We start from the raw sequence: 24,918 nt of genomic DNA, 5'->3' as shown, positions 1-24,918 counted from the left end.
CGTTCGGGGCTCGGTTTTCTGGGAATCGCGATTTGGCCCGTTGACACTTTCGCCGGGGGTTCGTAGTCTTTGCGATTCTCCGCTGTGCGGAAGAGTCCACCGGGAGCGGGTCGAATCGTCGGCCCCGCGGCTTGGTGGGTTGGCAACGCGAAAAGAGTGATGAGGCAGGCCGTGGCGTCCGAAGTGATTCGCATCCGTATGGAGGCCTACGACCACTCGGTGCTCGATCAGAGCGCCGCAGAGATCGTAGACACCGCCAAGCGGACCAATTCCGTCGTTCACGGGCCGATTCCGCTTCCCTCACGAATTGAGCGGTACACCGTCCTGCGTGGCCCGCATATCGATAAGAAGTCGCGTCAGCAATTCGAGATCCGCACGCACAAGCGGCTGATTGATATCGTCGAGGCGACAGCCAAGACGATTGAAGCGCTGAACAAGCTGAGCCTGCCGGCCGGCGTTGATATCAAGATCAAGGCTACCGCCGGCTGATAGTCATTTGCTAAGCGTCTCGGCGAGTCCCGCGGTGGGGCTGGCTGCATTGCCTAAGTTGTTGCTTTTGAACGACTTACGGCGTTGGTGGCGGCCTCCTTGCGGGTGGCTGCGGATCGCTGGCCTGTCCTGAAGATTGTTTAATTCATGTCCGGAAGTTCGTTTAGGTAAGCCGCGAAGCATGCCCTTCCGCTCCGGCGGGAGGGGGTCGCGAGTCTCCTGGCGAGCAAGCCGAATCACCCACTAAGCCGCCGATGCGCCTTGGAGCTTTGGCTCCTGGATTAGTCTTCCGCCTTGCGGCGAGGCTAGTTTCCGCAAGTTGCGGGCGGGCGGTTAGCAAGAGTACCGAAGCCATGGCAGCAGACGCCAATAAAAACGCCAACGCTCCGCTCGCGGGAATCCTGGGCCGCAAGGTCGGGATGACGCAGGTGTACAATGAAGCGGGCGAAGCGGTTCCGGTCACGGTGATTCAGGCGGGTCCTTGCCGTGTGCTGCAGGTGAAGACCCTCGACCGCGACGGCTACGAAGCCGTTCAGGTTGGTTATCTCGATAAGGCCCGTCGGCGTGCCTCGCGTTCTGAGCGGGGGCACGTGGCCAAGCTAGACAGTAAGCGTGTCAAGTCGCGTACGGCTGCCGGTGTGGAGTTGCCTGCCAAGGCGGGCTGCGAGCCGAAGCGGTTTATCCGCGAGTTTCCTACTGCCGCAGGTAGCTTTAATGGCGGCGTGGAAGTCGGCGGCGAGGTGAAAGTGGACTCCTTTGCTGACGTTTTGCGTGTCGATGTGACCGCCACGAGCAAGGGTCGCGGCTTCTCGGGTGCCATGAAGCGGCACAACTTTGCCGGTCAGCGTGCCACGCACGGCGTTAAGAAGTGCCATCGTCACTTGGGCGGCACCGGTTGCAGTGCGTACCCGAGTCGCGTGATGAAGGGCGTCAGCATGCCGGGCCAGTATGGCAACGTCAAAACGACCGTCCGCAATCAGCGTCTGGTCAGCATTGATGTTGAGAACAACCTGCTCGTGCTCAACGGGGCGGTGCCGGGGCCGAATGGTGGTCTGGTGGTTGTCCGCACAACGAACAAGCTTAAATAAATCAAGCCGCGATGACGGGGCAATTGCCAACCACTCGCGAACGACTAACGATCTAACGCTCTCATGCCAAAACTCACAATCCACGATCGCAAAGGCAATAAGGTCGGCACGTACGATGTCGAGCCGACCGACTTTGCGCCGTCGATCAATAAGCAGCTGTTGCACGACGCCGTGGTGATGTACCAGGCCAATCAGCGGCAGGGAACGCACAAGACCAAGACCCGTGCCGAGGTCTCAGGTTCGCGGAAGAAGATGTATCGCCAGAAGGGTACGGGTAACGCCCGTGCCGGGCATAAGCGGTCGGGTGTACGGCGCGGTGGTGGTCATATCCACGCCATCAGCCCGCGTGATTACTCCTACCGCATGCCCAAGAAAGCGCTCCGCCTCGCGACCCGCATGGCCTTCGCCTCAAAGGTGCGTGACAACGAGTTGGTGATCATTGACGATATGAAGTTCGACGCACCCAAGACGAGCGACATGGCGTTGCTCATCAAGAACCTCGGTTGTGACGGTGCTTCGCTGCTCGTCGCGACCAACGGGCTGGATGTCAACGTCTACAAGTCAGCACGCAACATTCAAAAGGTGGATGTATCGCCTGCGGCGGATTTGAACGCTCTGAGCCTGCTCGCTGCCCGTCGCGTTCTGGTAACGAAGGCCGCGCTCGACGCCCTGAAGGCGAGTGCCGCAGCGAAGCCGAAGACCGCCGACGCCTGAGAACGCTGCTAGAAGCCGGAAGCTCGCTCGCCGTTAACCGCCTGTCGTAAGCATGCCACGCCACTACCCCCAAAAAACTTCGCTCACGCTCGAGCCGCATCAGGTCATCATCAAGCCGTTGGTGACCGAGAAGGGCGTGCATCGTTCAACCCGCTCGAACGCTTACACGTTTCAGATCAGCCGACTCGCCACCAAGCAAGATGTGCGACAAGCGGTTGAGACGCTGTTCAACGTGAAAGTTGAGAAGGTTGCGACGCAGAATCGCAAGGGCAAGCCGCGCCGAACCAAGTTCGGTTTCAGCCACACCGCTGACTGGAAGAAGGCGATCGTCACCCTGCACGAAGACTCACGAATCGATTTCTTCTAAGCCGTTCGCCGTACGACCCGCCGCAGATTTGTTTTGCGGCACGTTCGACCGCTGACCGTAATAAATAGCTAGCTGCCATGGGCATCCGCAAATACAAGCCAACGTCTGCCGGCCGTCGCAATGCGTCGGTGAGCGACTTCAAAGAGCTCACGCCGGGCGCGAAGCCCGAGAAGAGCTTGTTGCGTCCGATCACCAAGACGGGTGGACGCAACAATCAGGGTAAGATCACCTGCCGGCACCGTGGCGGCGGTCACAAGCGTCGGTATCGCTTGATCGATTTCCGTCGTAACAAGGACGGCATGCCGGCCGTCGTGGATTCGATCCAGTACGATCCCAACCGTTCGGCGCGGATCGCGCTGCTGGTTTACGAGGACGGCGAGAAGCGTTACATCATCGCCCCGGACGGCCTGAAGCAGGGCGACGGACTGATGAGCGGCGAGCATGCTGAGGCCAAGGTGGGCAACTGCCTGCCGATGTCGAAGATCCCGCTAGCCACACAGATTCATAATGTTGAGCTGCGTCCTGGGCGCGGTGCGGTTCTGTGCCGCAGTGCCGGCACGAGCGCCACGCTGATGGCCCGCGAGGCGGGTTGGGCTCAGCTTTCGCTGCCCAGCGGCGAGATTCGGCGTGTCCCGGTCGCCTGTCGGGCGGTGGTGGGCACGACGAGCAATCCTGATCACAGCGCCATCGAACTGGGCAAGGCTGGTCGCAAGCGTTGGATGGGCCGTCGCCCGCACGTTCGTGGCACGGCGATGAACCCGATCGACCACCCGCACGGTGGTGGTGAGGGTCGCACCAAGGGTGGTCGTCACCCGGTTAGCCCGACTGGCAAGAGCGCCAAGGGCGGCATGACGCGTCAGCGTCGCAAGCCCTCGAACGCCGCCATCGTGCGTCGCCGCAAGAGCCGCCGTTACGGCGTTCAAAAGCTGGTTAAGAAGTAGAATCGCGTTAATCAAGAAGCAAACAACCGTCTTGTCGCACAGGGCAGCGAGTCTTGCCGCGACAGGCTTACGACACCAAGCACGTTAGCCGTTAAGTCATGAGTCGTTCGACCAAGAAAGGGCCCTACGTCGTTCCTAAGCTCTACCTTAAGGTGGAGAAGCAGAACGAAGCGGGCACGAAGAACCCGATCACGACCTGGTCTCGTGCGTGCACGATTGTGCCCGAGTTCGTGGGCCACACCTTTATGGTTTACAACGGCAAGCAGCACTTAAAGGTTTTCGTCACCGAAGATATGGTTGGCCATAAGCTGGGCGAGTTTTCACCGACACGCAGCTTCCGCGGCCACGGTGGCAAGGGCAAGAAGTAAATTTCAGGCGTTACCAGGCAGGCCTTAGGTATCGTCAAGCAAGTCACACAGTTTCAACAAACCATCGAGGAGCAGGGCGTCAGCTGAGCGGAGACCACCGAGCCAACCTCGCATTTCTGCCTCCAGCCTACAGCCTCCACAATGGCTTATCGAGCAACTCACAAGCACGCCCGAATCAGCGCTACTAAGGTTCGCCCGCTGGCGGATCTGGTGCGTGGCAAGCGTGTCGATGACGCCCTGGCGATCCTTCGCTTCCAGCCGCACCGCGGGGCGCGGATGCTGGAGAAGGTTATCAAGAGTGCGTTCTCCAACGCCGAAGACCGCGGTGCCCCCAATCGCGGAGGCCTGAAGGTCATCGAAGTGAAAGTCGATGGCGGCCCAATGTTCAAGCGTGTGCGTCCCCGTTCGCGTGGTATGGCGCACGTTATCAAGAAGCGATTCGCTCACATCAGTGTGGCGGTTGAGTAGTCAGCGATTGCTTCGCGGTCCGCACCGCGTCTGCCAAGAGCCGCTTGATCGACACTGCCAGCAAGTAACCATCCCCCCGACACCGCCTCTAAAACTCACCATGGGTCAAAAGGTCAATCCGATCGGCTTCCGCACGGGCATCATGCTCGACTGGAAGAGCCGTTGGTACGCACCGAAGCGAGAGTTCGCCGAGCTGCTTGTCGAGGACAAGAAGATCCGCGATTTCGTTACCAAGAAGTACAAGTCAGCCGGTATCCCCTCGGTCGAGATCGAGCGGACCCGCGACGAGGTGCGTGTGGTCGTCATGGCCGCTCGCCCCGGAGTGATTCTTGGCCGCAAGGGCACGCAGGTTGAGCAGCTGCAAGATGAGTTGCAGGCGCTGATCGGTCGGCGGGTGAACATCAAGGTTGAAGAGGTCGGTCGCCCCGAGCTGCAGGCTCACTTGGTGGCCGAGGATATCGCCGAGCAGCTCGCCAAACGTGCGGCCTTCCGCCGCACGATCAAGCGGGCCCTCGAGCAGACCATGGAAGCGGGGGCCAAGGGCATCAAGGTGCAGATGGCCGGCCGCTTGGGCGGTGCCGAAATGGCCCGTCGAGAAAAGCAGATCGCGGGTTCGATCCCGCTGAGCACACTTCGTGCAAAGATCGATTACGGTTTTGTAGAAGCAAAGACACCGCAGGGCCACATCGGCATCCAGGTGTGGATCAATCAGGGCGAGTACCAGGAGCAGTCCGATGGCGTTGATGCCCAAGAGAGTCAAGCACCGAAAAAGCCAAAGAGGTCGTATAAAAGGTAATGCGACACGCGGTAACCGTGTGATCTTCGGCGAGTACGGCTTGCAGGCGCTTGAGGGCGGCTGGGTTAGCACGCAGACGATCGAAGCGGGGCGTATCGCGGCGCAGCAGTACGTGCGTGGTGAGGGCCGGCTTTATATCCGCGTCTTCCCAGACAAGTCGGTCACCTCGATTCCGCTCGAAACCCGGATGGGTAAGGGCAAGGGTGAACCGGACTTCTGGGCAGCCGTCGTTAAGCCTGGCACGATCTTGTACGAAGTCACCGGTATCTCGGAGGAGGCCGCCAAGGTCTGCTTCGCCCGGTTGGCTCACAAGATGCCGATCCGCGTAAAGCTTGTGAAGCGTGAGAACTTCTGACAGCCGCCTGCTGCCAGCCGATTTGAATTGCAATCCCCTTTGTTACTCCTATGTCGAACCTGACCGAACTACGCGAGATGAGCGACGAGCAGCTTGAGCTCACGGCGAAAGAAGCCGCTGAGAACCTGTTCCGTCTGCGCGTGCAGGCCCAGACCGAGAAGCTTGACAGCCCGAGCGAGCTCCGCCGCAATCGTCGGATGATCGCCCGCGTCAAGACGCTGCAAACGGAGCGGGTAATCGCGGCTGCCGCGGCAACGAAGTAAGCAGTTCCCGAGAGCGATAATCTTCACGAAGTACAGAACAAGATAAGCGAGCCGGCGAACCGGCCATTTGGTCACCTGCCGTACCAAAAACCAACAGCGAAGCGACCGCCGCCACTCGGCCCGCCTCAACCAGCCACTTAGCTTCCATGCCAAAAAAAGTACTCGTCGGCGTCGTCACGAGCGACAAAGCGAACAAGAGCCGCCGTGTCGAAATTGACCGCAAGGTGCGCCACCCGAAGTACGGCAAGACCGTCAAGAGTCGTACGGTCTGCCACGTGCATGACGAGCAGAACGAGTCGCACGAGGGCGATACGGTGGAGATCATCGAGTGCCCGCCCCGTTCCAAACTCAAGCGTTGGGAGCTGGTGAAGGTCGTTGCCAAGAGCCAGGTGGTTGACTTGGTGGCGATGCGAGCGGCTCAGAAGGCTCAGCTAGAGGCCGAAGCAGCGGCCTCGCCGGAAGGCTGAGATCAGCGAGTTAGACCAAATCGCAAGAGGCCGCCCGTTGGGGTGACTTCCGAGGAGCGAGTCCTTAACCGGCCCCGCTATTAGCAGCAAGAAAACAAGTTGTGTCGGGCGAACGCCGCCGGCAGAGTTAACCGCAGAGCGGGCACCGGCAAGGACGGCCGGACCGGACAGAAAGAAATACGATGATCCAGATGCAGACGCGGCTGAACGTCGCGGATAACACGGGCGCGAAACAGGTCATGTGCATCAAGGTGCTCGGCGGCAGCCGGCGTCGATTTGCAGGACTTGGCGACGTGATTATCTGCAGCGTGAAGAGCGTCATCCCCGGCAGTGAAGTGAAGAAGAAGGCGGTGGTACGCGGCGTGATCGTGCGGGTGAAGTCGCCCACGCGTCGGTCCGACGGCAGCTACGTCCGCTTCGACTCCAACGCTGTGGTGCTCATCGACAAAGACAACAATCCACGCGGCACGCGAATCTTCGGTGCGGTGGCTCGCGAGCTTCGCGATCGTCGCTTCATGAAGATTGTTAGCCTCGCCAACGAGGTTGTCTGATCCTCGCGGATGCAGACCACCCCGTTACCGAAACAAAGACCGTCAACCGTAAGCCAACCATCATGTTGATCAAGTCAGGTGACACCGTTCTCGTGATCGCCGGCGCCGACAAGGGCGTTCGTGCCCGCGTGCTTAAAATCGATCGTGAGACGCAGAAGGCGATCGTCGAAGGGGTCAACAAGGTTTACAAGCACGTTAAGCGGAGCCAGAAGAATCCCCAGGGCGGACGCTTGAGCAAAGAGATGCCGGTCCAGCTTTCGAACCTGCAGTACGTTTGTGAGCAGTGCACCAAGGCGACACGCCTTGGCGTTCGGTTCTTGGCAGACGGCAGCAAGGAGCGACACTGTCGCAAGTGTGACGCCAGCGCAGGCCAGATCGCACCCGCCCGAGCCGCACACGCCAACGGCTGATCGTCGCCGTTAAATAAACACAAGTCAGCACCCACCCCGAGCCCCAGCGGCTCGCCAAGCCAACTCAGCCGAAGTTATGGTCGCCTCAGCACGTCTCCGTGATCGCTACTACGACGAGCTCATTCCCCAGCTCAAGGAGTACACCGGCCGCACGAACGTGCTGTCGCTGCCCCAGCTGGATAAGATCGTTGTGAGCATGGGCGTTGGCAGCGCGATCAGTGACAAAAAGCACATCGAAGAAGCGACTTCTGCGCTGGCGACGATCACCGGCCAAAAGGCTTGCGTGTGTCGGGCCCGCAAGTCGATTGCCAACTTCCGTCTGCGTCAGGGCATGCCAATCGGTGCCAAGGTGACGCTCCGCGGAGTACGGATGTACGAGTTCCTGGACCGTTTGGTCTCGATTGCTCTGCCGCGAGTCCGCGACTTCCGTGGCGTGAAGCGAAATGCCTTCGACGGCAACGGCAACTACAGCCTTGGACTGAACGAGCAAACGGTCTTTCCTGAGCTCAACCCCGACAAGTACCTGCGACCGCAGGGGCTGAACATCGCCATTTGCACGACTCGGGCAACCGACGAAGAGGCCGCCAAGCTGCTGGACCTGCTCGGCTTCCCCTTCGAGCGTAGCGACCAAAAGTAGGCTCCCCCGCGGAGCCCGCACCCCCGCCAAGCGGCGGTTATGAGATACCGTACAACAGGTTGAGCCTCCGTCGGCAGTAGCCGAAGCCTAAGCCCAACCGATCGACTACCACCGACCACCCCCCCGTACAAGAAACCAGCCCGTGGCAAGCAAGAGCAAGATCGCCAAGGCCGAGAGAGTGCCCAAATTTAGCAGTCGGCGTGAGAACCGCTGCAAGATTTGCGGTCGTCCTCGCGCTGTGTATCGCAAGTTTGGCATCTGCCGGATCTGCTTCCGGAATCTGGCCGATAAGGGCCTGATCCCTGGCGTGCGCAAAGCCAGCTGGTAACCGACCGCCGAATCAAACCGACTAACGACCCGCCAGAGTGAGGGCTTGTGGCTTGGATCCCGAGGCTTGAGGGACCACCAAGCAGCAGAGCCTTCGGAACCAAAAGACCTCAAGCCTCGAGCCTCAGGACTCAAGCCTCCCTATGATGACCGACCCCCTCGCCGATATGCTCACGCGGATCCGCAACGCGGTCCGTGTCGAGCGTCCTATCGTGCAGATGCCGCTTTCCAAGGTGAAGCGTGGCGTCGCCGAGGTGCTCAAGCGAGAGGGCTACATCTGGGACTTCCACGAGGAAGACTCCGAGACAGCCCCCGGCAAGCAGCTGATGCTCGACCTCAAGTATGGTCCCAACGGCGAGCGGGTTATCCAGCACATCCAGCGTGTGAGCACTCCTGGCCAACGGGTTTACGCCCCGGCCAAAGAGCTGCGACCCGTGCTCAATGGTCTGGGGATCTCGATCGTTAGCACCAGCCGCGGCGTGTTGAGCGATCGCGAGGCGCGACAGAAGAACATCGGCGGCGAAGTGCTTTGCGAGTTGTGGTAGCCCCTGCGGTTGGGTGCCCCTGGCGTGGGGAGTTACGACGCATCGGCCATCCACCAGCACAAGCAAAAGACGCGGTGATCAAGACAAGGCTGTGATCAAGACAACCAAGTAAGCCGCAGCAGTTTTTGTTGCGGCGGTAAACAAGCAGACAACCCTTAGCTGAGCGCTGAAGGCCTTTCCGCCAACAGCTCCGAATCATGTCCCGAATCGGCAAGAAACCTGTAGCGATCCCCAGCGGTGTGACGGTCAACGTCGCCAACCGTGTTGTGACCGTTGAGGGGAAACTCGGCAAGCTCGTCTTCGAGCATCGTCCCGAGGTGACCGTCACGGTGGATGCGGACGCCAAAGAAGTGGTTTGTACGCGTGCCACAGATGACCGTGCCGACCGTGCTTTCCACGGCCTGACACGAGCGCTGCTCGCGAACATGATGGTCGGCGTGACCGATGGCTACATGAAGAAGTTGGAGATTCACGGCGTGGGCTATCTCGGCGCGATCGCCGGCGATGTGCTTCAGCTGCGTGTTGGTTTCGCCAACGAGATTCACAAAAAGATTCCGAAGGAACTGGATGTCAGCTGCCCGGACCAGACCCACATTGTGGTGAAGGGGACGGATAAGCAGAAGGTCGGCCAGTTTGCCGCTGAAGTTCGTGCGGTCCGCAAGCCGGAGCCCTACAAGGGCAAAGGCATCCGCTACGAAGGTGAGCGCGTTCGTCAGAAGGCCGGTAAGACCGGTAAGTAATCCCTCAGCAAGACAAAAAGACCCTTGCGATCCGCGACCCTTTGAGGCCGGCTCGCGATTAGGCGTGAGTTATGGACAAGAACCGAGCAATCGAGCGTCAGCGTCAGCGGCGGCGTTTCCGCGTCCGCAAGCGTCTCAACGGCACGGCCGAACAGCCCCGTTTGAGCGTGTCGCGCAGCCATCGCAACATCAGCGCGCAACTGATCGACGACACGTCGGGCAGAACGCTGGCTTCGGCGTCGTCGGGCGATAAAACGGTCGGCGGCGACATCAAGTACGGCGGCAACAAGGACGCCGCCGCAGCCATCGGCAAGGCGATCGCTGCCAAGGCGGTCGCTGCCGGTGTCAAGAAGGTTTGCTTCGATCGCGGATCGTTCAAGTACCACGGCCGCGTTGCGGCTTTGGCCGATGCCGCTCGCGAGGCAGGTCTCGAGTTCTGAGTTTTAGCTCCGCACGCACGCCGCGGCTCGCGACCGAGTCACGCGATACCCCCCCGAACATTAAGCGTTTCCCCCAGCCGAGGTTTCCCGGTGCCCCCGAAGACGAAAGAACGCCAGCAGGGCGAGCTGTCCGAAGTCGTGGTGAAGATCAAGCGATGCTCCGCCGTGGTAAAGGGCGGCCGTCGCTTTAGCTTCGCCGCGTTGGTTGTCGTCGGCGACAAGAAGGGCAAAATAGGCCTTGGTTACGGCAAGGCCAACGAGGTTCCGCCGAGTGTCGAGAAGGGACGCAAGCAGGGCATGCGGAGCATGGTCACCGTGCCGCTGGAGGGGTCAACAATCCCCCACAAGGTGGTCGGCGTGTACGGTGGTGCCAAGGTGGTGTTGCTGCCCGCCTCGGAAGGTACGGGTGTGATCGCGGGCGCAGCGGTTCGTGCCGTCTGCGAGTCCGCCGGCATCCACAATATTCTCACGAAGAGTTTCGGCTCGAACAATCCGGTTCCGCTGGTCAAGGCGACCATCGAGGCCCTCAAGCAGCTGCGTCCCAAGTCTGAGGTCGAGCGGCTGCGTGGAGTGACCCTGTCATGATTCTAAACGACGTCAATCGCGGCATTCATAAGCATCGCAAGCGCAAGCGGATCGGCCGCGGCCCCGGATCGGGGCATGGCAAGACCTCCGGTCGTGGCCATAACGGTGCCGGCTCGCGGGCGGGCAATTCTTCGCATCCGGTGTTCCAGGGCGGCACGATGCCCCTGGTGCGTCGTGTTCCGAAGCGCGGTTTCAATAATCGCTGGGCTTCCCAGGTGGTGGTCGTCAACGTCGGCGAGATCGACGCGGCTTTCGACGCTGGTGCTGAGGTAACGATCGAGGCGCTCGTGGCAAAGAACATCGCCAAGGGTCGCTTCGACGAGCTGAAGGTTTTGGGCGAGGGCGAGCTGACCAAGAAGCTCAAGATCTCGGCCCACCGCTTCAGCAAGTCGGCCAGCGAGAAGATCGCCGCTGCTGGTGGCGAGGCGGTGGTTGTGCCGGGCAAAGTACCGGTGGAAGAGAAGAAGCGTGCCGCCCGTGCCGCCAAGGGCAAACCGACCAAGGCCATGGCTAAACCGGCACCCAAGGCCGCCGCGCCCGCCCCGACCCCCGCGCCCGAGGCGGAAGGCGAGGGCTGAGCCGCCCCCCCCGGGGGGCGACGCCGTGGCGTCCTTCTAGGGTTTTGTGCTACAAACTCGCTCGCGGTGCCGAAGGGGCCAGGACGTTGCCCCCGCTCGTGCCAACCGCCACACCCCCCTCAGACTCGTAGCGCCACGCGGAAGCGGTCGCCCCCCCATGTTCGAGAAGTTTCGCGTTGTTTGGCAGATCCCCGAGCTCCGGCGGAAGATCCTGCTCACGCTCTTGATGCTGGCGATCTATCGGATCGGATTCCAGATCAATCTCCCCGTCGTCGATGCGGAGGAGCTCGCCCGGTTCCAGGGCGAAGAGGGCGGCCTCAGCAGCATGCTCAAGCAGGTTGCGGTGCTGAGTGCCGCTAACCTCACGAGCATCACGATCTTCGGCCTGGGCATCATGCCCTACATCTCGGCCTCGATCATCTTCCAATTGCTGGGGAGCGTGATCCCGCAGCTCGAAGCCTTGCAGAAAGAAGGCGAGTCAGGCCGCAAGAAGATCAACGAGTACACGCGCTACGCCACGGTGGTGCTGTGTCTGATTCAGAGCTGGTTTTTCGTCGGCTCCTTTGCCGAATCGCAGGGGCTGATCGCGTCGGAATTTACGAACCCGGCGACGGGCTCGATGCTGCTCAGCTGGAAAATCGTGTCGGTCCTAACGATGACCGCCGGCACGATCTTTCTGATGTGGTTGGGCGAGCAGATCGACGAGTATGGCATCGGCAACGGCATCAGCCTGTTGATTATGGCGGGCATTCTCGCCGCCATGCCCGGTGCCGGTTTCCAGCTTTATGACCGCTCGACGTGGGCGCTGGGAGACTCGACGGGCCTCGACCCGATGAAGCTGTTCCTGCTCGCGGCAATGTTTGTGGCGGTGGTGGCGGGCACGGTATTTATCACGCTGGGCCAGCGACGCATCACCATGCAGAGCGCCAAGCACACCCGCGGCAACAAGATGGTCGGCGGCGGCCGGTCGTACCTGCCCATCAAGGTAAACCAGGCCGGCGTCATGCCGATTATCTTCGCTAGCAGCCTGCTGATGTTTCCCATGCTGTTGTTCCAACAGCTGGCGGCGATGGCCAATGGCTGGAGCGAGGGTTGGGGCCGGACGATTATTCAGTCCCTGGGCGACGCCTTCGGTCGAGAAACCTTCCTGTACAACCTGACCTTTTTGGTCCTGATCTACTTCTTCTGCTACTTTTGGACGGCCATAACGTTTAATCCGAAGGATATGGCCGACAACCTGAAAAATTATGGCTCGTTTATCCCCGGTTACCGGCCCGGGAAGCGAACCGCTGATTACCTTGAGAAGGTGATGTTCCGGATCACTTATGTCGGGGCCGGCTTCCTGGCGTTGATCGCAATCATCCCGACACTGTTGTCGACCTGGATGAACGTGGAGTGGGGCATCGCGATGTTCTACGGCGGGACGAGCCTGCTCATTGCGGTGAGCGTAGCGTTCGACTTGGTGCAGAAGATCGATAGCCACCTGGTCATGCGAAACTATAAGGGTTTGCTCGAGTAAAGCCCCATGTGCTTACCGGCACGAGGGCGTCGGCGCACCAGCGTCATCGGGCGATCCGACGAGAGAGTGGGCGCGAGCGGCATGCGAATCGTATTTATAGGACCGCCCGGGGCCGGCAAGGGTACCCAATCGGTGCGGGTCGCTAAGTCGCTTGGTGTGACCCACCTCTCGACCGGTGACGTCTTGCGTAAATCGCGATCCGACGGCGAAGACGTCGGTCTGGCCGCGGCCAAGTATCTCGATTCGGGGCAACTCGTGCCGGATGACTTGGTGCTCCAGTTGGTGTCCGAGCGGCTCCAGGATGACGATTGCGTGGCCGGCTATCTGTTCGATGGCTTCCCGCGGACCCGGGCTCAGGCCGTGTCGCTCGACGCACTGCTCGCCGACCGCGGAACGCCGCTGACCGCAGCCATCGAGTTTGTTGTCCCGCGCGATGAGCTGCTCCGCCGTCTTTCCAAACGTGGCCGTGCCGACGATGTTGAGGAAACGATCCGCGAACGGTTGCGGGGTTACGAGGAGCTCACGACACCGCTGTCTGACTACTATCAGCAACGCGGTGTGCTCGGGCGAATCGACGCCGTAGGTGCTGAGGATGAGGTGTTCGCCCGTGTCAACGAATCGATCAAAGCGATAGTCGCCCAGCACCGCACCGGGGCGGTCTCGGGCTGAGCGCCGAGCCTCCGAATTGCTAGGCTTGTTGTGGGTGTCATAACGCCCACATCTCCGCCGTTATTGTTGGACCGACAGGAAAGCCACGCCGCGTGATCACACTTAAGTCCGAACGCGAAATCCGCTTGATGCGGCGCGCCGGTCTGGCGGTGTGGAAGGCCCATCAGATTGCCGGGGCGATGATCCGCCCCGGGATAACGACCCGCGCGATCGACGCCGCGGTGCACGAGTACTTTCTCAGCCGCGGCGGCACGCCCCTCTTTCTGGACTACCCCAACGCGGAGGAGGGCAAGGCCCCTTTTCCCGCCGTGACTTGCATGTCTCGGAACGAAGCCGTGGTGCACGGCATTCCGGACGACAAGCCCCTGGTGGAAGGCGACATTTTGAGTCTGGATACGGGCGTCAAGCTTGGCGGTTGGTGCGGCGACGCCGCCTACACTTACAAGGTGGGTGAGGTCGCGCCCGACGTTCAGCGCCTGCTAGATTGCACGAGCACGGTGCTCGACATGGCGTTTGAGCTCATGAAGACCAAGACCCGCTGGAGCCAGGTGGCTCGCGAGATGGCTCGGTACGTGAAGGAGCAAGGTTTTTCCTCGGTTGAATGCTTCGTTGGCCACGGCATCGGCCGTAACCTGCACGAGGACCCTCAGGCACCCAACTTTGTCAGCCGCTCGCTTCGCGGCCGGGGCGATTTCCGCATCGAGCCCGGGCTGGTGATCGCGGTCGAGCCGATGGTCAATATGGGCACCAAGGAAGTGAAGCTCCTCTCCGACGACTGGACGCAGGTCACGCGCGATGGCAAGCCGAGCGCCCACTTTGAGCACACGATCGCCGTCACACGCGACGGTCCGCAGCGGTTAACCGCCGCCCCGGCCGAGGATGAGCTGGAGCTGTTGGAGGACTGAGTGGTCCGGAGGCAAGGCCGATGCCAAAGCGCGGAGCACCGACCACCGACCACCGACCACCGACCACTGAGCACCGACTACCTACCACCCCTGAGGATCAGCGGCGGAGTGGGGGGCCCGTAGGATCACAACAGGGGGGGCGCACGGCTTTTCGCAGGCTCTCTGGGGTCGGCGGAATAGGAGGATTGGATAAAAGTAGCGTCTGGTGCCGGTCGAATCTCCAAGAATCAAAGGGTGTCGCGGCACGGGAGGACTCTTTCTTCGAAACGGGCCTTGTGCAGCGGGTTGGGCATCGCCTAAATTTATCGATTCGCCCCAAATCGGCGAGACCAGCAGGGAGCGTTGTCGCCCGATGCGACGCACATGCCCCGGCTGAGGAGAGGATTCCAGTCTCGCCAAGAAGCAGTAGAAGCCCGGGGCGAGTTGGTGGGGCTGGCTTAAGCCATCGGGCTAGCCAGTGCCAAGCATAAATTAGTGCCAAGCATAAAGAGCGAAGTTTGCAACCGAAGTCGGCTCAGGTCGGTTTTGGCTAACCATGTCCCCTGATGTTGCGGCAAGCGTCGCACCCCTCAGGGGACCAAACGTTTGATTCGGCTCCGCTAGGTGGATAGCCAAGCCTCTCGCGTCCTTTTAGCAGGAGGCGACGAGGCGGTGTCCGCCGCGAACCGGTCAGCTTGAAAATTCAGCGAGTATTGCCGTGAAGGTCCGTGCGAGCGTTAAAAGAATCTGCGCTAAGTGTAAGGTCGTTCGCCGCCGTGGCGTGATCCGCGTCGTGTGCGAGAACCCCCGGCACAAGCAGCGGCAAGGGTAACTAGCCGGCAGCAGTGAGAGTTGCTCTCTCGCTCTGGTAGCTGCTACCCGATGCTTGCCGAGTCGGCTCCGCCGGGAGCCCCTTCGGCGAGGCTAGCTCACAAAATCAATCCGTAACCCAGTTCATCCGGGTCTCTTGCCAGGGGCGAGAGGCCAACCTCAGCAGCCCGCTCAAGAAACAGCATGCCTCGTCTGCTTGGTGTTGATATTCCGCCCGATCGCCCCACGGCGATTTCACTCACGTACTTGTACGGAGTGGGTCCGAAGGTCGCCCGCGAGATCTGCAGCAAGGCGGGCCTCAATCCTCAGTCGCGGGCGCGCGATCTGACGGAGGACGAGGTCGCCCGGATCGCGGCGTTGCTTGACAAGGACTATGTGGTCGAGGGTCAGCTTCGGCGTCAGGTTTCGCAGAATATTTCGCGTCTGCGTGAAATTGCTTGCTACCGGGGTCTGCGTCATCGCCGCGGCTTGCCGGTGCGTGGGCAGCGGACCAAGACCAACGCTCGGACCCGCAAGGGTCCCAAGAAGACGGTTGCCGGCAAGAAGGGCGTCAAGGATTTACGCTGATTTTGGAGGCACCCGGCAGAGTGGGGCAGCAGAACAGAGTGGGGCAGCAGCGAGGCAGCCGTCCCCACCGCTCGCTCCGGCAGACCGGGTGAAAGCCGGGGGCTTTGTCTCCCCGGCAACGCCCCCCCCTCGATCGCAGAAAACACGACCACAAAAAACCGACAGAAAATTCAGCACGGTCGAGCTCAGCTTAGCGAGAGCTCATATCCCCAAGAGACCCGAGCGTGGCCAAGAGCACCAAGTCCACTAGCGATTCACGTCGCCGTACACGTCGCAGCATCGCCGCGGGCGTTGCTTATGTGAACGCAACCTTCAACAACACGACGGTCACGATCACCGACACCAAGGGCGATACCCTGTGTTGGGCGAGCGGTGGCACGAGCGGTTTTAAGGGCTCCCGCAAGAGCACCCCGTTCGCCGGTCAGTGTGCCGCTCAGCAGGCCGCGGAGAAGGCGAAGAAGTACGGTCTGCGTGACGTGGACGTCAAGGTGAAGGGGCCGGGCAGTGGTCGCGAGAGCGCGATCACGGCCCTCGAAGCCGCTGGCCTGAAGGTCAAGTCGATCGAAGACATCACGCCGCTTCCGCACAACGGTTGCCGCCCCCGCAAGAAGCGTCGGGTCTGATTCCCGCTGGCTTGGCTGGCGGCCCGTGTGGCCGCCGCGAGCCGATTGTTCCTTTACCAAACACCTGCAGCCTCAGAAACTACAAGCCACTTATGGCACGTTACACCGGACCGGTTTGCCGACTTTGCCGTCGCGACGGAGCGAAGCTCTTCCTCAAGGGCACCCGCTGCGATTCGCCGAAGTGCGCTTTCGAGCGTCGCAACACTCCCCCTGGTCAGCAGCAATCGGCTCGCCGTAACAAGCAAACCGATTACGGCATTCAGCTGCGGGAGAAGCAGAAGGTTAAGCACTATTACGGCATCTTGGAGAAGCAGTTTCGGCTGTACTTCGATAAGGCCGAGCGTGCCAAGGGCAACACGGGCGACGTACTGCTCTCGCTGCTCGAGCGTCGGCTCGACAATGTCGTGCATCGTCTCGGGTTTGGTTCGAGCCGTTCCGCGGCACGCCAGCTCGTTCGCCACGGCCACGTGACGCTCAACGGTCACAAGTGCACGATCGGTAGCGCCCAGGTCCGCGCTGGCGACGTGGTGCGGGTCAAGAACAAGCTTCGCAGTTTGGATATCGTTCGGGCGGCACAAGCCGACACCGGCGGCAAGAACGTTCCTGACTTCCTGTCGATCACCGAGAGCCAGGTTCCCGAGGGGATCGTTGGGCGACTACCGGGCCCCGAAGACGTCTCGCTCCCGATCGATACACAACTGATCATTGAGCTTTGCTCGCGCTGACCCGCATGGCAAGTTCGTTTGTCCCCGGCCTCACCTGCCGGCACCCCCTTCCTTACCTACCGTTCGGCGACAAGTAACTCGGCAACATATAACTCGGCGACAACTCGTTACCGATTATCAGCCGCGTGGCCTCCGCCGCTCCGCACAAGCGAAGCCCGATCGCCCCGCCGCTTCTGTTTCGCCAGAAGCCCCTCGGACCTCGCGGCAGCTTTACTAACCGCCTCTCAAGGAGATAACCATGCATATCCGTTGGCGCGGTCTCGAACTCCCGAGCATGGTGCATTGCGAGCAAGAATCGCTCTCGCCGACGTACGGCAAGTTCGTCGCGGAGCCCTTCGAGCGTGGCTTTGGCACAACGGTTGGCAACAGCCTTCGCCGCATCCTGCTCTCGAGCCTCGAAGGCAGTGCGGTCACGCAGATCAAGATCCACAATGCCCAGCACGAGTTCACCACCATCCCCGGCGTGCTTCAGGACGCCACGGATATTGTGCTGAACGTCAAGTCGCTGGTCGTAAAGAACCATAGCGACGGCATGAAGGTGCTCCGCGTGGAGCGTAATTCCGCCGGCGACGTGCTCGTTGGCGACATCGAGACCGACGAGTCGGTTGAGGTGATCAACAAGGATCACGTGATCGCCACGCTGACCGACAACGTGCCGTTCGTCATGGAGATGGTCGTCGAGAACGGACGCGGCTATGTCCCTTCCAGCGAGCACAGCCAGAACATCCAAGAGATCGGCATCATCCCGGTCGATGCGATCTTCAGCCCTGTCACACGCGTGCGTTACGCGGTCGAAGAGACCCGCGTCGGTCAGAAGACCAACTACGACAAGCTGACGCTTGAGATCTGGACCGACGGTTCGGTCGGGCCCGAGATGGCCATGGTCGAGTCGGCCAAGATCCTTCGCAAGCACCTCAACCCGTTTGTTCAGTACTCGGAGTTGGGCCCCCAGGTCCGCAGTGCGGCGCGCGTGGCAAGCTCGACGGGCATGGACCCGGCGATCGAGGCCAAGCTGAACACCCTGATTGCTGACCTAAATCTTTCCGTCCGGGCGGGCAACTGCCTGGAGTCGGAGAACATCCTGACCGTGCGTGAGCTCGTCACCCGCAACGAGGATCAGCTCCTCGAAGTGCGTAACTTTGGCGAGACCACGCTTACTGAGGTCCAAGAGAAGCTCGCCAAGCTAGGCCTGCATCTTGGAATGCGGGTTCCGCCCGCTGTTGGTGTCTGACCCCTTCGGGCCAGATTCCCTCCCCCCCTCTGCTGCGACCAACCGTTTCCGCTAACCGCTCACGTTGCCATGCGACACCGCCGTCGAGGCCGCAAGTTAGGCCGCAACCCAAACCACCAACGGGCGTTGCTCCGCAACCTCGCCAGCGCGCTGATCCTGACGGAGCGGGACACCGACGATCTGCGCTACCTAAAGCTTGAGTCCGAGCCGAAGGTCAAGGGCCGCATCGTCACGACCATCAGCAAGGCCAAGGAAGTCCGCCCGCTGGTTGAGAAGTGTGTGACGATTGCCAAGCGATCGTTGCCGGCGGCTCGCGCCGCGGCCGACCTCGCGCCCGGTGCTGAGCGCGGCAGCGATGCCTGGAAGAAGTGGCGCAGCAGCGACCGCTGGCAGAAGTGGAACCAAGCGATTGCCCCCACCGTCACGGCGCGCCGTCGCTGCTTGAAGCTGCTGGGCGACAAGCAAGCGGTGAGCGTGTTGTTCGAGGAGATCGCCCCGCGTTTTGAGGAGCGTCCCGGCGGTTACACCCGCGTGATGCGTCTCGCCGCTCCACGTTTGGGAGATGCCGGCGTCCGCGCGATCCTGGAGTTTGTTGGCGTTCGTGACCGGGTTGCCGTCAAGAGCGAGCGTCCGGCGTTCGATGCGGACGACGCCGCCCCCGCGGCCCCTGCCAAGAAGGCCAAGCCTGCTAAGGATGCCCCGGCCCAAGAGAGCACCCCGGCTGGCGAAGCCTAAAGCTTTCGCTCTGCGACACGCTCGGCCGATCGATCTTCCTCCGGCCACACAGAAAACGTTATCACACGAAGACCGGTTCCCCTCCACGATGGGGAGTCGGTCTTCGCTCGTTTGGCCCCGGCCTTTACCCGCTACGCCGCCACTCTTAGCCAGCAACCCTTTTGCCAGCAACCCTTCGCTAGCAACCATGCCGCTTGATTTCTCTGCCATGATGCGGGCTGTGTGCGTGGATCTCACACGCCGGCTGCCGGAGCTAGCTCACGTGCAGATGGACCGAATCGGTGTGGGCTATCGACAGGCTCGCGCTCGCGTGCCCCATGGCCTGCAAGCGTCGCTCACGCCGCTGCGCTTCCGCGACGGTGCCATCACGGAACGCCGCGGTCGCCGCGTTTATGGTTGTCCCCGGGTGTTGGGTGATGATGGCCGCGAGCTGCTTTACCTCTTGAACTTCTACTTGCCCCGGTTTCTCGATCACGCGCTGGAAGAGAAGCTCACAACGATTGTGCACGAGTTGTGGCACGTCTCGCCGGCGATGGACGGTGACCTACGCCGTCACGATGGCCGTTGCTACGCCCATGGCCATAGCCAGCAGGATTACGACGCTCACGCGGCGGGCCTTGCCAAGCGGTGGCTTTCAGCCGATCCGCCGACGGGGGTGTACGCCTTCCTCGAGGTGAACTTCGAGGAACTCGTACAAGAGCACGGTGGGGTAAGCGGTCGTCGGTTTCGTGTGCCACGCTTGGCACCGCTAGCAGCGGCCTGAGCGGCTCGCCCACGGGGGGGCCCCGTTTTTTACCGCAGGGGTCGATCTGGCCGCGAAGCGGCGATTTCGCTACGGTCCGAGCGTGATCAGGCGTTCCTTTATCATCGCTCGTTCGGTGTGGCGCGACGGCCCTAGAAACGGCCCTTTTTCGACTGCGCTGTTCTTGACGCTGGGCTTGGTGATCAGCACCGGCGGCTGCGGCTCGTTGCTGATGGTGGATAAGCTCGAAACGAAACACGAGTCGCCGCTGCGCGCGGCGCGGGCGTCGTCCGATGCGGTGACGCTCGACATCTTCTGGGCCAATCTGCCGGCGGAAGGTCCCGAGTTCGATCGCCAGCTTTGGCGCTTCGTTCAAGAGGACCGGATCGATCCTGAGCGACGGTCGGCGCTGCTGGGCAATGGTCTGCGGGCAGGCGTTGTCGGAGGAGCACCGCCGGAGGTGATCGTTCGGCTGCTGGATCCGCTGGGGCGTCGGCGTCACCAGACAGACTCCGGCGAGGCGGCGACGCCGGCCCCCGATGAGAAGGAATCGGGGCTCGGCGAGCAGACAGGGGTCCGCGGAAGAACCATGGCCGTACGCCCCGGAGAGCCGGTAACCTTGCTCGCTTCGCAGGTCTACGAAGAGGCGATCGTGCTCGAGGCGGACCTGACGGGTTCCACCTTCCGAAACGCCCAGGCGGTGTATCGGCTGCGGGTTGATCGGGGGGATGACGGCGCGTATGCGGTGGGCCTAACCCCCGAGCTGCACCTCGGCTCGCCCCGTGCGGAGTGGGTCCGCGACGAGACGAGCATGATCGCGTTCCAGAAGATGGAGCGTGAGAAACGGGTTTACGACGAACTGCGGGTCGCGGCCCCGCTGGTAGTGGGAGAGATGCTGCTCGTGACGAGTCTGCCCGACTGTGCGGGACAGCTTGGCCCCTATTTTCACCAAGCGGATCAGGGTCCAACCGGCCATCGCAAAGCGATCCTGATCCGGCTGACGCAGGCCCCGCCCGACCCGGCGTTTGGGGCACCGCGGGACCCCGGCCTGGGCGGCTGAGTGGCGTCGTCGGCCGGGGGAGGGGTGCGGCTTTCTGCCGCCCTGGGGACACTCGAAAAGCCGCGGTTGCTGCGGTACGCTGTGGGATGAGCTAAGACAGTTGTCCAAGCACCCCGCCGGCCAATTGGCCCGCTTTTAACTAAGCCGTAAGAGAATCGAGGAGTCTTCCGATGCCCCTGGTCCCGATGCGCCTGTTGCTCGATCACGCCGCCGAGAACAACTACGGGTTGGCTGCCTTTAACGTCAACAACATGGAACAGATCCAGGCGATCATGGCGGCCGCCGAAGAGACCGACTCGCCGGTCATTATCCAGGCTTCGCGTGGGGCGCGGAGCTATTCGCAGGATGCGTACCTGCGTCACCTGATGCTGGCCGCCGCAGAGCTGCACCCCAAGATCCCGATCGTCATGCACCAGGATCACGGCAACAGCCCCGACACTTGCCAGAGCGCGATCGACCAGGGCTTTACAAGTGTCATGATGGACGGCTCGTTGAAGGAAGATGGTTGTAGCCCCGGCGACTACGCCTACAACGTCGCGGTGACCAAGAAGGTGGTCGATTCGGCGCACGCCCAGGGCGTATCGGTCGAAGGAGAGCTGGGTTGCCTTGGTTCTCTCGAGACCGGCGGCGGTGAGCAAGAAGACGGCCATGGTGCTACCGAAGCGCTCTCGCACGACCAGCTGCTGACGGATCCCGACGAGGCCGAACGCTTTGTTGCCGATACGGGCGTCGATGCGCTTGCGGTCGCGATCGGTACCAGCCACGGTGCCTACAAGTTCACGAAGAAGCCCACCGGCGACGTGCTGGATATGGGTCGCATTGAAGAGATCCACAAGCGTCTGCCCAACTGCCACTTGGTCATGCACGGCTCGTCGAGCGTGCCGCAAGAGCTGCAAGACATCATCAACCAGTACGGTGGTGAGATGAAGCAGACTTACGGCGTGCCGGTTGAAGAGATCCAGAAAGGGATCAAGCACGGTGTGCGGAAGATCAATGTTGATACCGACAACCGCATGGCGATGACCGGGGCGGTGCGTAAGCTGCTGTTCACCAGCCCCGAGAAGTTCGACGTCCGCGACTGGATGAAGCCCGCCCGCGAGGCGATGAAGCAAACCTGCATCGCGCGGATGACCGCCTTTGGCCAGGCGGGCAATGCCGGCAAGATCAAGTGCAAGACCATTGCCGACTTCGTTAGCTACTATCGCTGAGCGAAGCGCATCGTTTGCGGTTTGAATTTTCTGAGCAAGCCGGTGGGGATGGGCCTCGCCGGCTTGCTGAGTTAGCTGCTTGTGTCGTGGCCGATATGCTCGGCTGCAGGCGTTAGCCGGAGGTCGTGCATGATCCGCCGCGCTGCCCCGCGAGGGGCAAAATCACCCGCCCAATGGCTGCTGATTTCTCAGCAGGAGCACGCCCGGCTGAGCCACGAGCTGGCCGCCGCCTGGGGCAACGAGCGGGTTGCGCCGCTGCTGTGCTCGGCGACCGACCCTGCCGCTCCGCTAGCCGGTGTCCGTGCCGAGTTCTTGCGGGCGGTTCTCCATCACGATGATGGCTGGGCCGACTGGTGGGCTAGCCCCGGCATCGATCCCGAGCACGGGAGGCCCTACTCATTTACCGAGATGCCTCCGGACGACGCCCAGCGAATCTGGTCCGCTTCGATCGACATCTGTCGCGCGATTGGTCCGCTAGCAGGCTGGGTCGTTGCGAGTCACTTCTCCCGTTTGCAGTCCAAAGTGGATGAGGACTACGAACAGTGGCGGCCATGGCTCGCACGGGTAGACGCCCTGCGTGCGGACTGGCTTCGGGAATGGCTCGACGCTTCAACCCAGCACACACCAATCCTTGCCGAGAACTGCCTGGAGTGGTTGCAAGCGCTGGACTGGATGAGCTTGTGGTTCTGCTGCCTGTGTCCCAGCCGAGATGAGCCGATGGAACAAGCTGAGCCGCTGATTGTTGGCGGCGTGGCCCCTCTGGTGGGCGTCCACTTCACGCCCGCCAGGGAGACGACAGGTGAACCTAGCAAGCCGATCGGCAGCGGGTGGGTAGACGTCGATCCTTGGCCTTTCAAAGCCGCGGAGTTAGTGCTTACTGCCGAGGCCGTCTCGGTTTCCGCCGAGCGTCGGTGGAATTCCGCGAGCGACTTGCGCAAGCAACAATCGCCCTGTCGTCTTGCGTGGCGACTCGCGCCGCGTGTGCAGGGATGATCGCCGCGATGAGGCGGGCGGTACGCTCTTCAGGCGCATCACCGTACGCGCGACGTAAGGCTCCCCAGCCGCTCGGTTGCGTAGCGTCGCGGTTAACGCAAGATGCCGCTTTCGTTGGCGTGAAAACCTTCCGCAGGAGGGTTCACCAAGGCCAGGATCTTGACGCCGGCTTTGGGCTCGAGCGGTTGATCCACGGCACCGATCCGCAGCTTGCCATTTTCTGGAAACGTGAAGAGCAGCAGCACGTTATCTCCGTACTGCTGTTTGAAGCGTTCGAAACTGAAATCTTCGGAGAGCGTGGTCGCCTTCAGCCGCGCGCCCTCTTCCATCCGCTGCCGCAGCTTTTCGTAGGTGACGTCGCCTCCGAAGAGCACGCGGCCGCGCAGGTGGTCGGGGATCCGTCGATGGCGTTCGCTGGTCTTCGCCGAGGGGGCCAGTTGATAGACGTTCGCGCTGCCAAAGGGCTCGCGAAACTCCATCGCCGCGATCGAATTCACCTCATCGTTCGGCGTCATCGCGATCATACGACCGATGTCTCCCAGGTCGACTCCCTGGACGACAAAGTCACTACCGATGCTCGCGTAGTGAACGTTTAAGCCGTTCATCCGGGCCGCGGCGACGTTCTGCGGGTTGGTATCGACAAGCATGGCGCGGACGCCTTCGGCTTCCAGAGCTTGAGCGATCTGGCGAACGATCGTCGAAGCACCGGCGAACAGCACCCCCTGCGGGTCATCGCGTGAAAGCCCGAGCCGCCGCGCGAGCGGGCCGAGTGTCAGACCGTAAGTGAGCACGGTCCCGACAATTACCAGGAAGGTGATGAGCACCAGCTTGTCAGCTTCTGCTTTCATCTCGGGAGCGACGGCATCGCTGCGTTGCAGTCCGATTGCGAACAGAGACGCCACCGCCGCTGCGACAATCCCGCGTGGATGAATCCACGCCAACAGGAGTCGCTCGTTACGCTTCAGGTCGCTACCGACGGTAGCCAGCAGGGTGGCGGCCGGGCGGATAACCAAGATCAGTGTGGCAACGAACAGCAGGCCTCCCCAGCCGATTTGGCCGACCTCTTCCTGGCCGATCTTCACGCGAGATGAGAGCACGATAAACAGCACGGCAATCAGCAGCACGCGCAGGTTTTCCTTGAACTCGATAACGTGCTTGACCGTGGTCCGGTTCTGGTTGGCGAGCAGCAAGCCCAGCACCGTCACGGTCACGAGCCCCGACTCGGACTGCAGCGCATTCGAGAGCGCATACACGAGGACCACGAGCGCCAAGACCATGGGGTTTTGGAGGTAGTCCGGAATCAGGTAGCGCTGCAGCATCTGCACGATCAGCCACGCGGCACCCCCGCCGAGGACCAGCCCCACCAAGGCGGTCTTGCCGAGGATAAAAGCGGATTCGCGGGCCAGCCCTTCGCCAAAGCCGTGGGCGACAACCTCAAACACCAACGCGGCCAGCACGGCCCCGATCGGGTCGTTGACGATTCCTTCCCATTTGATGACCGAACCGATGCGGCCCACCGGGCGCACCTGACGCAGCAGCGGGAGGATGACCGTCGGGCCGCTAACGGTAAGCAGCGCGCCCACCAAGGTTGCCATCGGCCACGAGAAGCCGAGCATCCAGTGAGCCGCAACGGTCGAGGCGGCCCAGGTCACGGCCAGTCCGACCGTGACGAGCCGGAGGATGACCGCCCCGGTCTCGCGAACCTCTTTGAAGTGCAGGCTGAGACCCCCCTCGAACAGGATCACGCCCACCGCCAACGAGACCATCGGCAAGAGGGCCTCGGAACCCACATAGTCTTCGGGCGGTCCGACGATCAGGCCCAACCCGAACCCCGAGGCCAGGAGCAGAACAATCGCCGGCAGCTTCGTTCGCCAAGCCAACCACTGCGCCGTGACCCCTAGGGCCAGCACCGTGGCCAGGTAGAGAGAGGTGGTGAGAGTAATGGGCGGTTCCATGGGCAAAGGCGAGAGGGGGCCGGCGTTTCGATCTTCGGGAAACGCCC

The 24,918-nt window shown here is 61.8% G+C and carries 34 protein-coding genes; 33 read left to right on the top strand and 1 reads right to left on the bottom strand.

What is annotated here, in order from left to right:
- Nucleotides 1-171: 171 nt before the first annotated feature.
- The 33 genes from rpsJ (at nt 172) to Pla111_RS08140 (ending at nt 22,916) form a co-directional block, all read left to right on the top strand.
- The gene (gene rpsJ / locus Pla111_RS08300; RefSeq protein WP_197524864.1) at nt 172-489 is read left to right on the top strand and encodes a 30S ribosomal protein S10; all 318 of its coding nucleotides are present in this window, start codon (nt 172-174) and stop codon (nt 487-489) included.
- A gap of 419 nt (nt 490-908) precedes the next feature.
- Nucleotides 909-1,577: a 50S ribosomal protein L3 gene (gene rplC, locus Pla111_RS08295; RefSeq protein WP_231930925.1), complete on the top strand. Its 669-nt coding sequence runs from the start codon at nt 909-911 to the stop codon at nt 1,575-1,577.
- A 63-nt stretch (nt 1,578-1,640) separates the two neighbouring features.
- Complete coding sequence (rplD, locus tag Pla111_RS08290) at nt 1,641-2,291, top strand: 50S ribosomal protein L4 (protein ID WP_146573250.1); 651 nt, start codon at nt 1,641-1,643, stop codon at nt 2,289-2,291.
- Between the two features lie 52 nt (nt 2,292-2,343).
- Nucleotides 2,344-2,658 (top strand): 50S ribosomal protein L23, encoded by a 315-nt coding sequence (rplW, locus tag Pla111_RS08285; protein WP_146573248.1) that lies wholly within the window; start codon nt 2,344-2,346, stop codon nt 2,656-2,658.
- A gap of 77 nt (nt 2,659-2,735) precedes the next feature.
- Nucleotides 2,736-3,599 carry a 50S ribosomal protein L2 gene (gene rplB / locus Pla111_RS08280; protein WP_146573246.1) on the top strand — a complete coding sequence of 288 codons (864 nt, stop codon included), beginning with the start codon at nt 2,736-2,738 and terminating at the stop codon, nt 3,597-3,599.
- A gap of 98 nt (nt 3,600-3,697) precedes the next feature.
- On the top strand, nt 3,698-3,967 hold the full coding sequence (rpsS, locus tag Pla111_RS08275; protein WP_146573244.1) for a 30S ribosomal protein S19: 270 nt from the start codon (nt 3,698-3,700) through the stop codon (nt 3,965-3,967).
- Between the two features lie 141 nt (nt 3,968-4,108).
- A complete protein-coding gene (gene rplV, locus Pla111_RS08270; protein WP_146573242.1) occupies nt 4,109-4,435 on the top strand; it encodes a 50S ribosomal protein L22 in 327 nt (108 codons plus the stop codon).
- A gap of 100 nt (nt 4,436-4,535) precedes the next feature.
- Entirely contained in the window at nt 4,536-5,231 is a 696-nt protein-coding gene (gene rpsC, locus Pla111_RS08265; RefSeq protein WP_146573240.1) for a 30S ribosomal protein S3, read from the top strand.
- Nucleotides 5,170-5,586: a 50S ribosomal protein L16 gene (rplP, locus tag Pla111_RS08260; RefSeq protein ID WP_146573238.1), complete on the top strand. Its 417-nt coding sequence runs from the start codon at nt 5,170-5,172 to the stop codon at nt 5,584-5,586. Before rpsC ends, rplP begins: the two co-directional genes overlap by 62 nt.
- Nucleotides 5,587-5,636: 50 nt before the next feature.
- A complete protein-coding gene (gene rpmC, locus Pla111_RS08255; RefSeq protein WP_146573236.1) occupies nt 5,637-5,849 on the top strand; it encodes a 50S ribosomal protein L29 in 213 nt (70 codons plus the stop codon).
- Nucleotides 5,850-5,995: 146 nt separating this feature from the next.
- Complete coding sequence (gene rpsQ, locus Pla111_RS08250; RefSeq protein ID WP_146573234.1) at nt 5,996-6,316, top strand: 30S ribosomal protein S17; 321 nt, start codon at nt 5,996-5,998, stop codon at nt 6,314-6,316.
- A gap of 182 nt (nt 6,317-6,498) precedes the next feature.
- Entirely contained in the window at nt 6,499-6,867 is a 369-nt protein-coding gene (rplN, locus tag Pla111_RS08245) for a 50S ribosomal protein L14 (RefSeq protein WP_146573232.1), read from the top strand.
- 62 nt (nt 6,868-6,929) lie between these two features.
- Nucleotides 6,930-7,277, top strand: coding sequence for a 50S ribosomal protein L24 (gene rplX / locus Pla111_RS08240; RefSeq protein ID WP_146573230.1), 348 nt, complete (start codon nt 6,930-6,932; stop codon nt 7,275-7,277).
- A 76-nt stretch (nt 7,278-7,353) separates the two neighbouring features.
- Nucleotides 7,354-7,914: a 50S ribosomal protein L5 gene (gene rplE / locus Pla111_RS08235; protein ID WP_146573228.1), complete on the top strand. Its 561-nt coding sequence runs from the start codon at nt 7,354-7,356 to the stop codon at nt 7,912-7,914.
- 142 nt (nt 7,915-8,056) lie between these two features.
- Nucleotides 8,057-8,242 (top strand): type Z 30S ribosomal protein S14, encoded by a 186-nt coding sequence (locus Pla111_RS08230; protein ID WP_146573225.1) that lies wholly within the window; start codon nt 8,057-8,059, stop codon nt 8,240-8,242.
- A gap of 142 nt (nt 8,243-8,384) precedes the next feature.
- Entirely contained in the window at nt 8,385-8,786 is a 402-nt protein-coding gene (gene rpsH, locus Pla111_RS08225; RefSeq protein ID WP_146573224.1) for a 30S ribosomal protein S8, read from the top strand.
- Nucleotides 8,787-8,983: 197 nt separating this feature from the next.
- The gene (rplF, locus tag Pla111_RS08220; protein WP_146573222.1) at nt 8,984-9,526 is read left to right on the top strand and encodes a 50S ribosomal protein L6; all 543 of its coding nucleotides are present in this window, start codon (nt 8,984-8,986) and stop codon (nt 9,524-9,526) included.
- Between the two features lie 71 nt (nt 9,527-9,597).
- Nucleotides 9,598-9,966, top strand: a complete 369-nt coding sequence (rplR, locus tag Pla111_RS08215) for a 50S ribosomal protein L18 (protein WP_146573221.1) — start codon at nt 9,598-9,600, stop codon at nt 9,964-9,966.
- 90 nt (nt 9,967-10,056) lie between these two features.
- Nucleotides 10,057-10,551, top strand: coding sequence for a 30S ribosomal protein S5 (gene rpsE / locus Pla111_RS08210; protein ID WP_146573219.1), 495 nt, complete (start codon nt 10,057-10,059; stop codon nt 10,549-10,551).
- Entirely contained in the window at nt 10,548-11,129 is a 582-nt protein-coding gene (gene rplO / locus Pla111_RS08205; RefSeq protein ID WP_146573217.1) for a 50S ribosomal protein L15, read from the top strand. Before rpsE ends, rplO begins: the two co-directional genes overlap by 4 nt.
- Nucleotides 11,130-11,286: 157 nt before the next feature.
- Nucleotides 11,287-12,648 carry a preprotein translocase subunit SecY gene (secY, locus tag Pla111_RS08200; RefSeq protein WP_146573215.1) on the top strand — a complete coding sequence of 454 codons (1,362 nt, stop codon included), beginning with the start codon at nt 11,287-11,289 and terminating at the stop codon, nt 12,646-12,648.
- A gap of 81 nt (nt 12,649-12,729) precedes the next feature.
- A complete protein-coding gene (locus Pla111_RS08195; RefSeq protein ID WP_146573213.1) occupies nt 12,730-13,317 on the top strand; it encodes an adenylate kinase in 588 nt (195 codons plus the stop codon).
- A 92-nt stretch (nt 13,318-13,409) separates the two neighbouring features.
- A complete protein-coding gene (map, locus tag Pla111_RS08190; RefSeq protein WP_146573211.1) occupies nt 13,410-14,222 on the top strand; it encodes a type I methionyl aminopeptidase in 813 nt (270 codons plus the stop codon).
- A gap of 697 nt (nt 14,223-14,919) precedes the next feature.
- Nucleotides 14,920-15,033: a 50S ribosomal protein L36 gene (gene rpmJ / locus Pla111_RS08185; protein WP_146573209.1), complete on the top strand. Its 114-nt coding sequence runs from the start codon at nt 14,920-14,922 to the stop codon at nt 15,031-15,033.
- Nucleotides 15,034-15,215: 182 nt separating this feature from the next.
- A complete protein-coding gene (rpsM, locus tag Pla111_RS08180) occupies nt 15,216-15,599 on the top strand; it encodes a 30S ribosomal protein S13 (protein ID WP_146573207.1) in 384 nt (127 codons plus the stop codon).
- A gap of 224 nt (nt 15,600-15,823) precedes the next feature.
- On the top strand, nt 15,824-16,222 hold the full coding sequence (rpsK, locus tag Pla111_RS08175) for a 30S ribosomal protein S11 (RefSeq protein ID WP_146573205.1): 399 nt from the start codon (nt 15,824-15,826) through the stop codon (nt 16,220-16,222).
- A gap of 92 nt (nt 16,223-16,314) precedes the next feature.
- Nucleotides 16,315-16,947, top strand: a complete 633-nt coding sequence (gene rpsD / locus Pla111_RS08170; protein WP_146573203.1) for a 30S ribosomal protein S4 — start codon at nt 16,315-16,317, stop codon at nt 16,945-16,947.
- Nucleotides 16,948-17,179: 232 nt separating this feature from the next.
- On the top strand, nt 17,180-18,178 hold the full coding sequence (locus Pla111_RS08165) for a DNA-directed RNA polymerase subunit alpha (protein WP_146573201.1): 999 nt from the start codon (nt 17,180-17,182) through the stop codon (nt 18,176-18,178).
- Nucleotides 18,179-18,247: 69 nt separating this feature from the next.
- Entirely contained in the window at nt 18,248-18,913 is a 666-nt protein-coding gene (locus Pla111_RS08160; protein WP_146573199.1) for a bL17 family ribosomal protein, read from the top strand.
- 187 nt (nt 18,914-19,100) lie between these two features.
- Nucleotides 19,101-19,676: a hypothetical protein gene (locus Pla111_RS08155; protein ID WP_146573197.1), complete on the top strand. Its 576-nt coding sequence runs from the start codon at nt 19,101-19,103 to the stop codon at nt 19,674-19,676.
- 163 nt (nt 19,677-19,839) lie between these two features.
- Nucleotides 19,840-20,715, top strand: coding sequence for a hypothetical protein (locus Pla111_RS08150; protein ID WP_146573195.1), 876 nt, complete (start codon nt 19,840-19,842; stop codon nt 20,713-20,715).
- Between the two features lie 170 nt (nt 20,716-20,885).
- Entirely contained in the window at nt 20,886-21,923 is a 1,038-nt protein-coding gene (fba, locus tag Pla111_RS08145; RefSeq protein WP_146573193.1) for a class II fructose-bisphosphate aldolase, read from the top strand.
- Nucleotides 21,924-22,052: 129 nt separating this feature from the next.
- Nucleotides 22,053-22,916, top strand: a complete 864-nt coding sequence (locus tag Pla111_RS08140) for a DUF3891 family protein (protein ID WP_146573191.1) — start codon at nt 22,053-22,055, stop codon at nt 22,914-22,916.
- A 92-nt stretch (nt 22,917-23,008) separates the two neighbouring features.
- Here Pla111_RS08140 and Pla111_RS08135 read toward each other — a convergent pair whose 3' ends face one another.
- Entirely contained in the window at nt 23,009-24,871 is a 1,863-nt protein-coding gene (locus Pla111_RS08135; protein ID WP_146573189.1) for a cation:proton antiporter, read from the bottom strand.
- Between the last annotated feature and the right edge of the window lie 47 nt (nt 24,872-24,918).

The organism is Botrimarina hoheduenensis (assembly GCF_007859815.1).
In the GTDB taxonomy this organism is placed as follows: Bacteria; Planctomycetota; Planctomycetia; order Pirellulales; family Lacipirellulaceae; genus Botrimarina; species Botrimarina hoheduenensis.
The sequence above is the reverse complement of the archived record's forward strand: the minus strand, read 5'-3'. Positions and strand labels throughout refer to the sequence as shown.

Excerpts from the sequence above, each read along its gene's own strand:
- rplC (WP_231930925.1), top strand. The coding sequence starts at position 909 with ATGACGCAGGTGTACAATGAAGCGGGCGAAGCGGTTCCGGTCACGGTG.
- rplD (WP_146573250.1), top strand. The coding sequence starts at position 1,641 with ATGCCAAAACTCACAATCCACGATCGCAAAGGCAATAAGGTCGGCACG.
- rplW (WP_146573248.1), top strand. The coding sequence starts at position 2,344 with ATGCCACGCCACTACCCCCAAAAAACTTCGCTCACGCTCGAGCCGCAT.
- rplB (WP_146573246.1), top strand. The coding sequence starts at position 2,736 with ATGGGCATCCGCAAATACAAGCCAACGTCTGCCGGCCGTCGCAATGCG.
- rpsS (WP_146573244.1), top strand. The coding sequence starts at position 3,698 with ATGAGTCGTTCGACCAAGAAAGGGCCCTACGTCGTTCCTAAGCTCTAC.
- rplV (WP_146573242.1), top strand. The coding sequence starts at position 4,109 with ATGGCTTATCGAGCAACTCACAAGCACGCCCGAATCAGCGCTACTAAG.
- rpsC (WP_146573240.1), top strand. The coding sequence starts at position 4,536 with ATGGGTCAAAAGGTCAATCCGATCGGCTTCCGCACGGGCATCATGCTC.
- rplP (WP_146573238.1), top strand. The coding sequence starts at position 5,170 with ATGGCGTTGATGCCCAAGAGAGTCAAGCACCGAAAAAGCCAAAGAGGT.
- rpmC (WP_146573236.1), top strand. The coding sequence starts at position 5,637 with ATGTCGAACCTGACCGAACTACGCGAGATGAGCGACGAGCAGCTTGAG.
- rpsQ (WP_146573234.1), top strand. The coding sequence starts at position 5,996 with ATGCCAAAAAAAGTACTCGTCGGCGTCGTCACGAGCGACAAAGCGAAC.
- rplN (WP_146573232.1), top strand. The coding sequence starts at position 6,499 with ATGATCCAGATGCAGACGCGGCTGAACGTCGCGGATAACACGGGCGCG.
- rplX (WP_146573230.1), top strand. The coding sequence starts at position 6,930 with ATGTTGATCAAGTCAGGTGACACCGTTCTCGTGATCGCCGGCGCCGAC.
- rplE (WP_146573228.1), top strand. The coding sequence starts at position 7,354 with ATGGTCGCCTCAGCACGTCTCCGTGATCGCTACTACGACGAGCTCATT.
- rpsH (WP_146573224.1), top strand. The coding sequence starts at position 8,385 with ATGATGACCGACCCCCTCGCCGATATGCTCACGCGGATCCGCAACGCG.
- rplF (WP_146573222.1), top strand. The coding sequence starts at position 8,984 with ATGTCCCGAATCGGCAAGAAACCTGTAGCGATCCCCAGCGGTGTGACG.
- rplR (WP_146573221.1), top strand. The coding sequence starts at position 9,598 with ATGGACAAGAACCGAGCAATCGAGCGTCAGCGTCAGCGGCGGCGTTTC.
- rplO (WP_146573217.1), top strand. The coding sequence starts at position 10,548 with ATGATTCTAAACGACGTCAATCGCGGCATTCATAAGCATCGCAAGCGC.
- secY (WP_146573215.1), top strand. The coding sequence starts at position 11,287 with ATGTTCGAGAAGTTTCGCGTTGTTTGGCAGATCCCCGAGCTCCGGCGG.
- Pla111_RS08195 (WP_146573213.1), top strand. The coding sequence starts at position 12,730 with ATGCGAATCGTATTTATAGGACCGCCCGGGGCCGGCAAGGGTACCCAA.
- rpsM (WP_146573207.1), top strand. The coding sequence starts at position 15,216 with ATGCCTCGTCTGCTTGGTGTTGATATTCCGCCCGATCGCCCCACGGCG.
- rpsD (WP_146573203.1), top strand. The coding sequence starts at position 16,315 with ATGGCACGTTACACCGGACCGGTTTGCCGACTTTGCCGTCGCGACGGA.
- Pla111_RS08160 (WP_146573199.1), top strand. The coding sequence starts at position 18,248 with ATGCGACACCGCCGTCGAGGCCGCAAGTTAGGCCGCAACCCAAACCAC.
- Pla111_RS08155 (WP_146573197.1), top strand. The coding sequence starts at position 19,101 with ATGCCGCTTGATTTCTCTGCCATGATGCGGGCTGTGTGCGTGGATCTC.
- fba (WP_146573193.1), top strand. The coding sequence starts at position 20,886 with ATGCCCCTGGTCCCGATGCGCCTGTTGCTCGATCACGCCGCCGAGAAC.
- Pla111_RS08140 (WP_146573191.1), top strand. The coding sequence starts at position 22,053 with ATGATCCGCCGCGCTGCCCCGCGAGGGGCAAAATCACCCGCCCAATGG.
- Pla111_RS08135 (WP_146573189.1), bottom strand. The coding sequence starts at position 24,871 with ATGGAACCGCCCATTACTCTCACCACCTCTCTCTACCTGGCCACGGTG.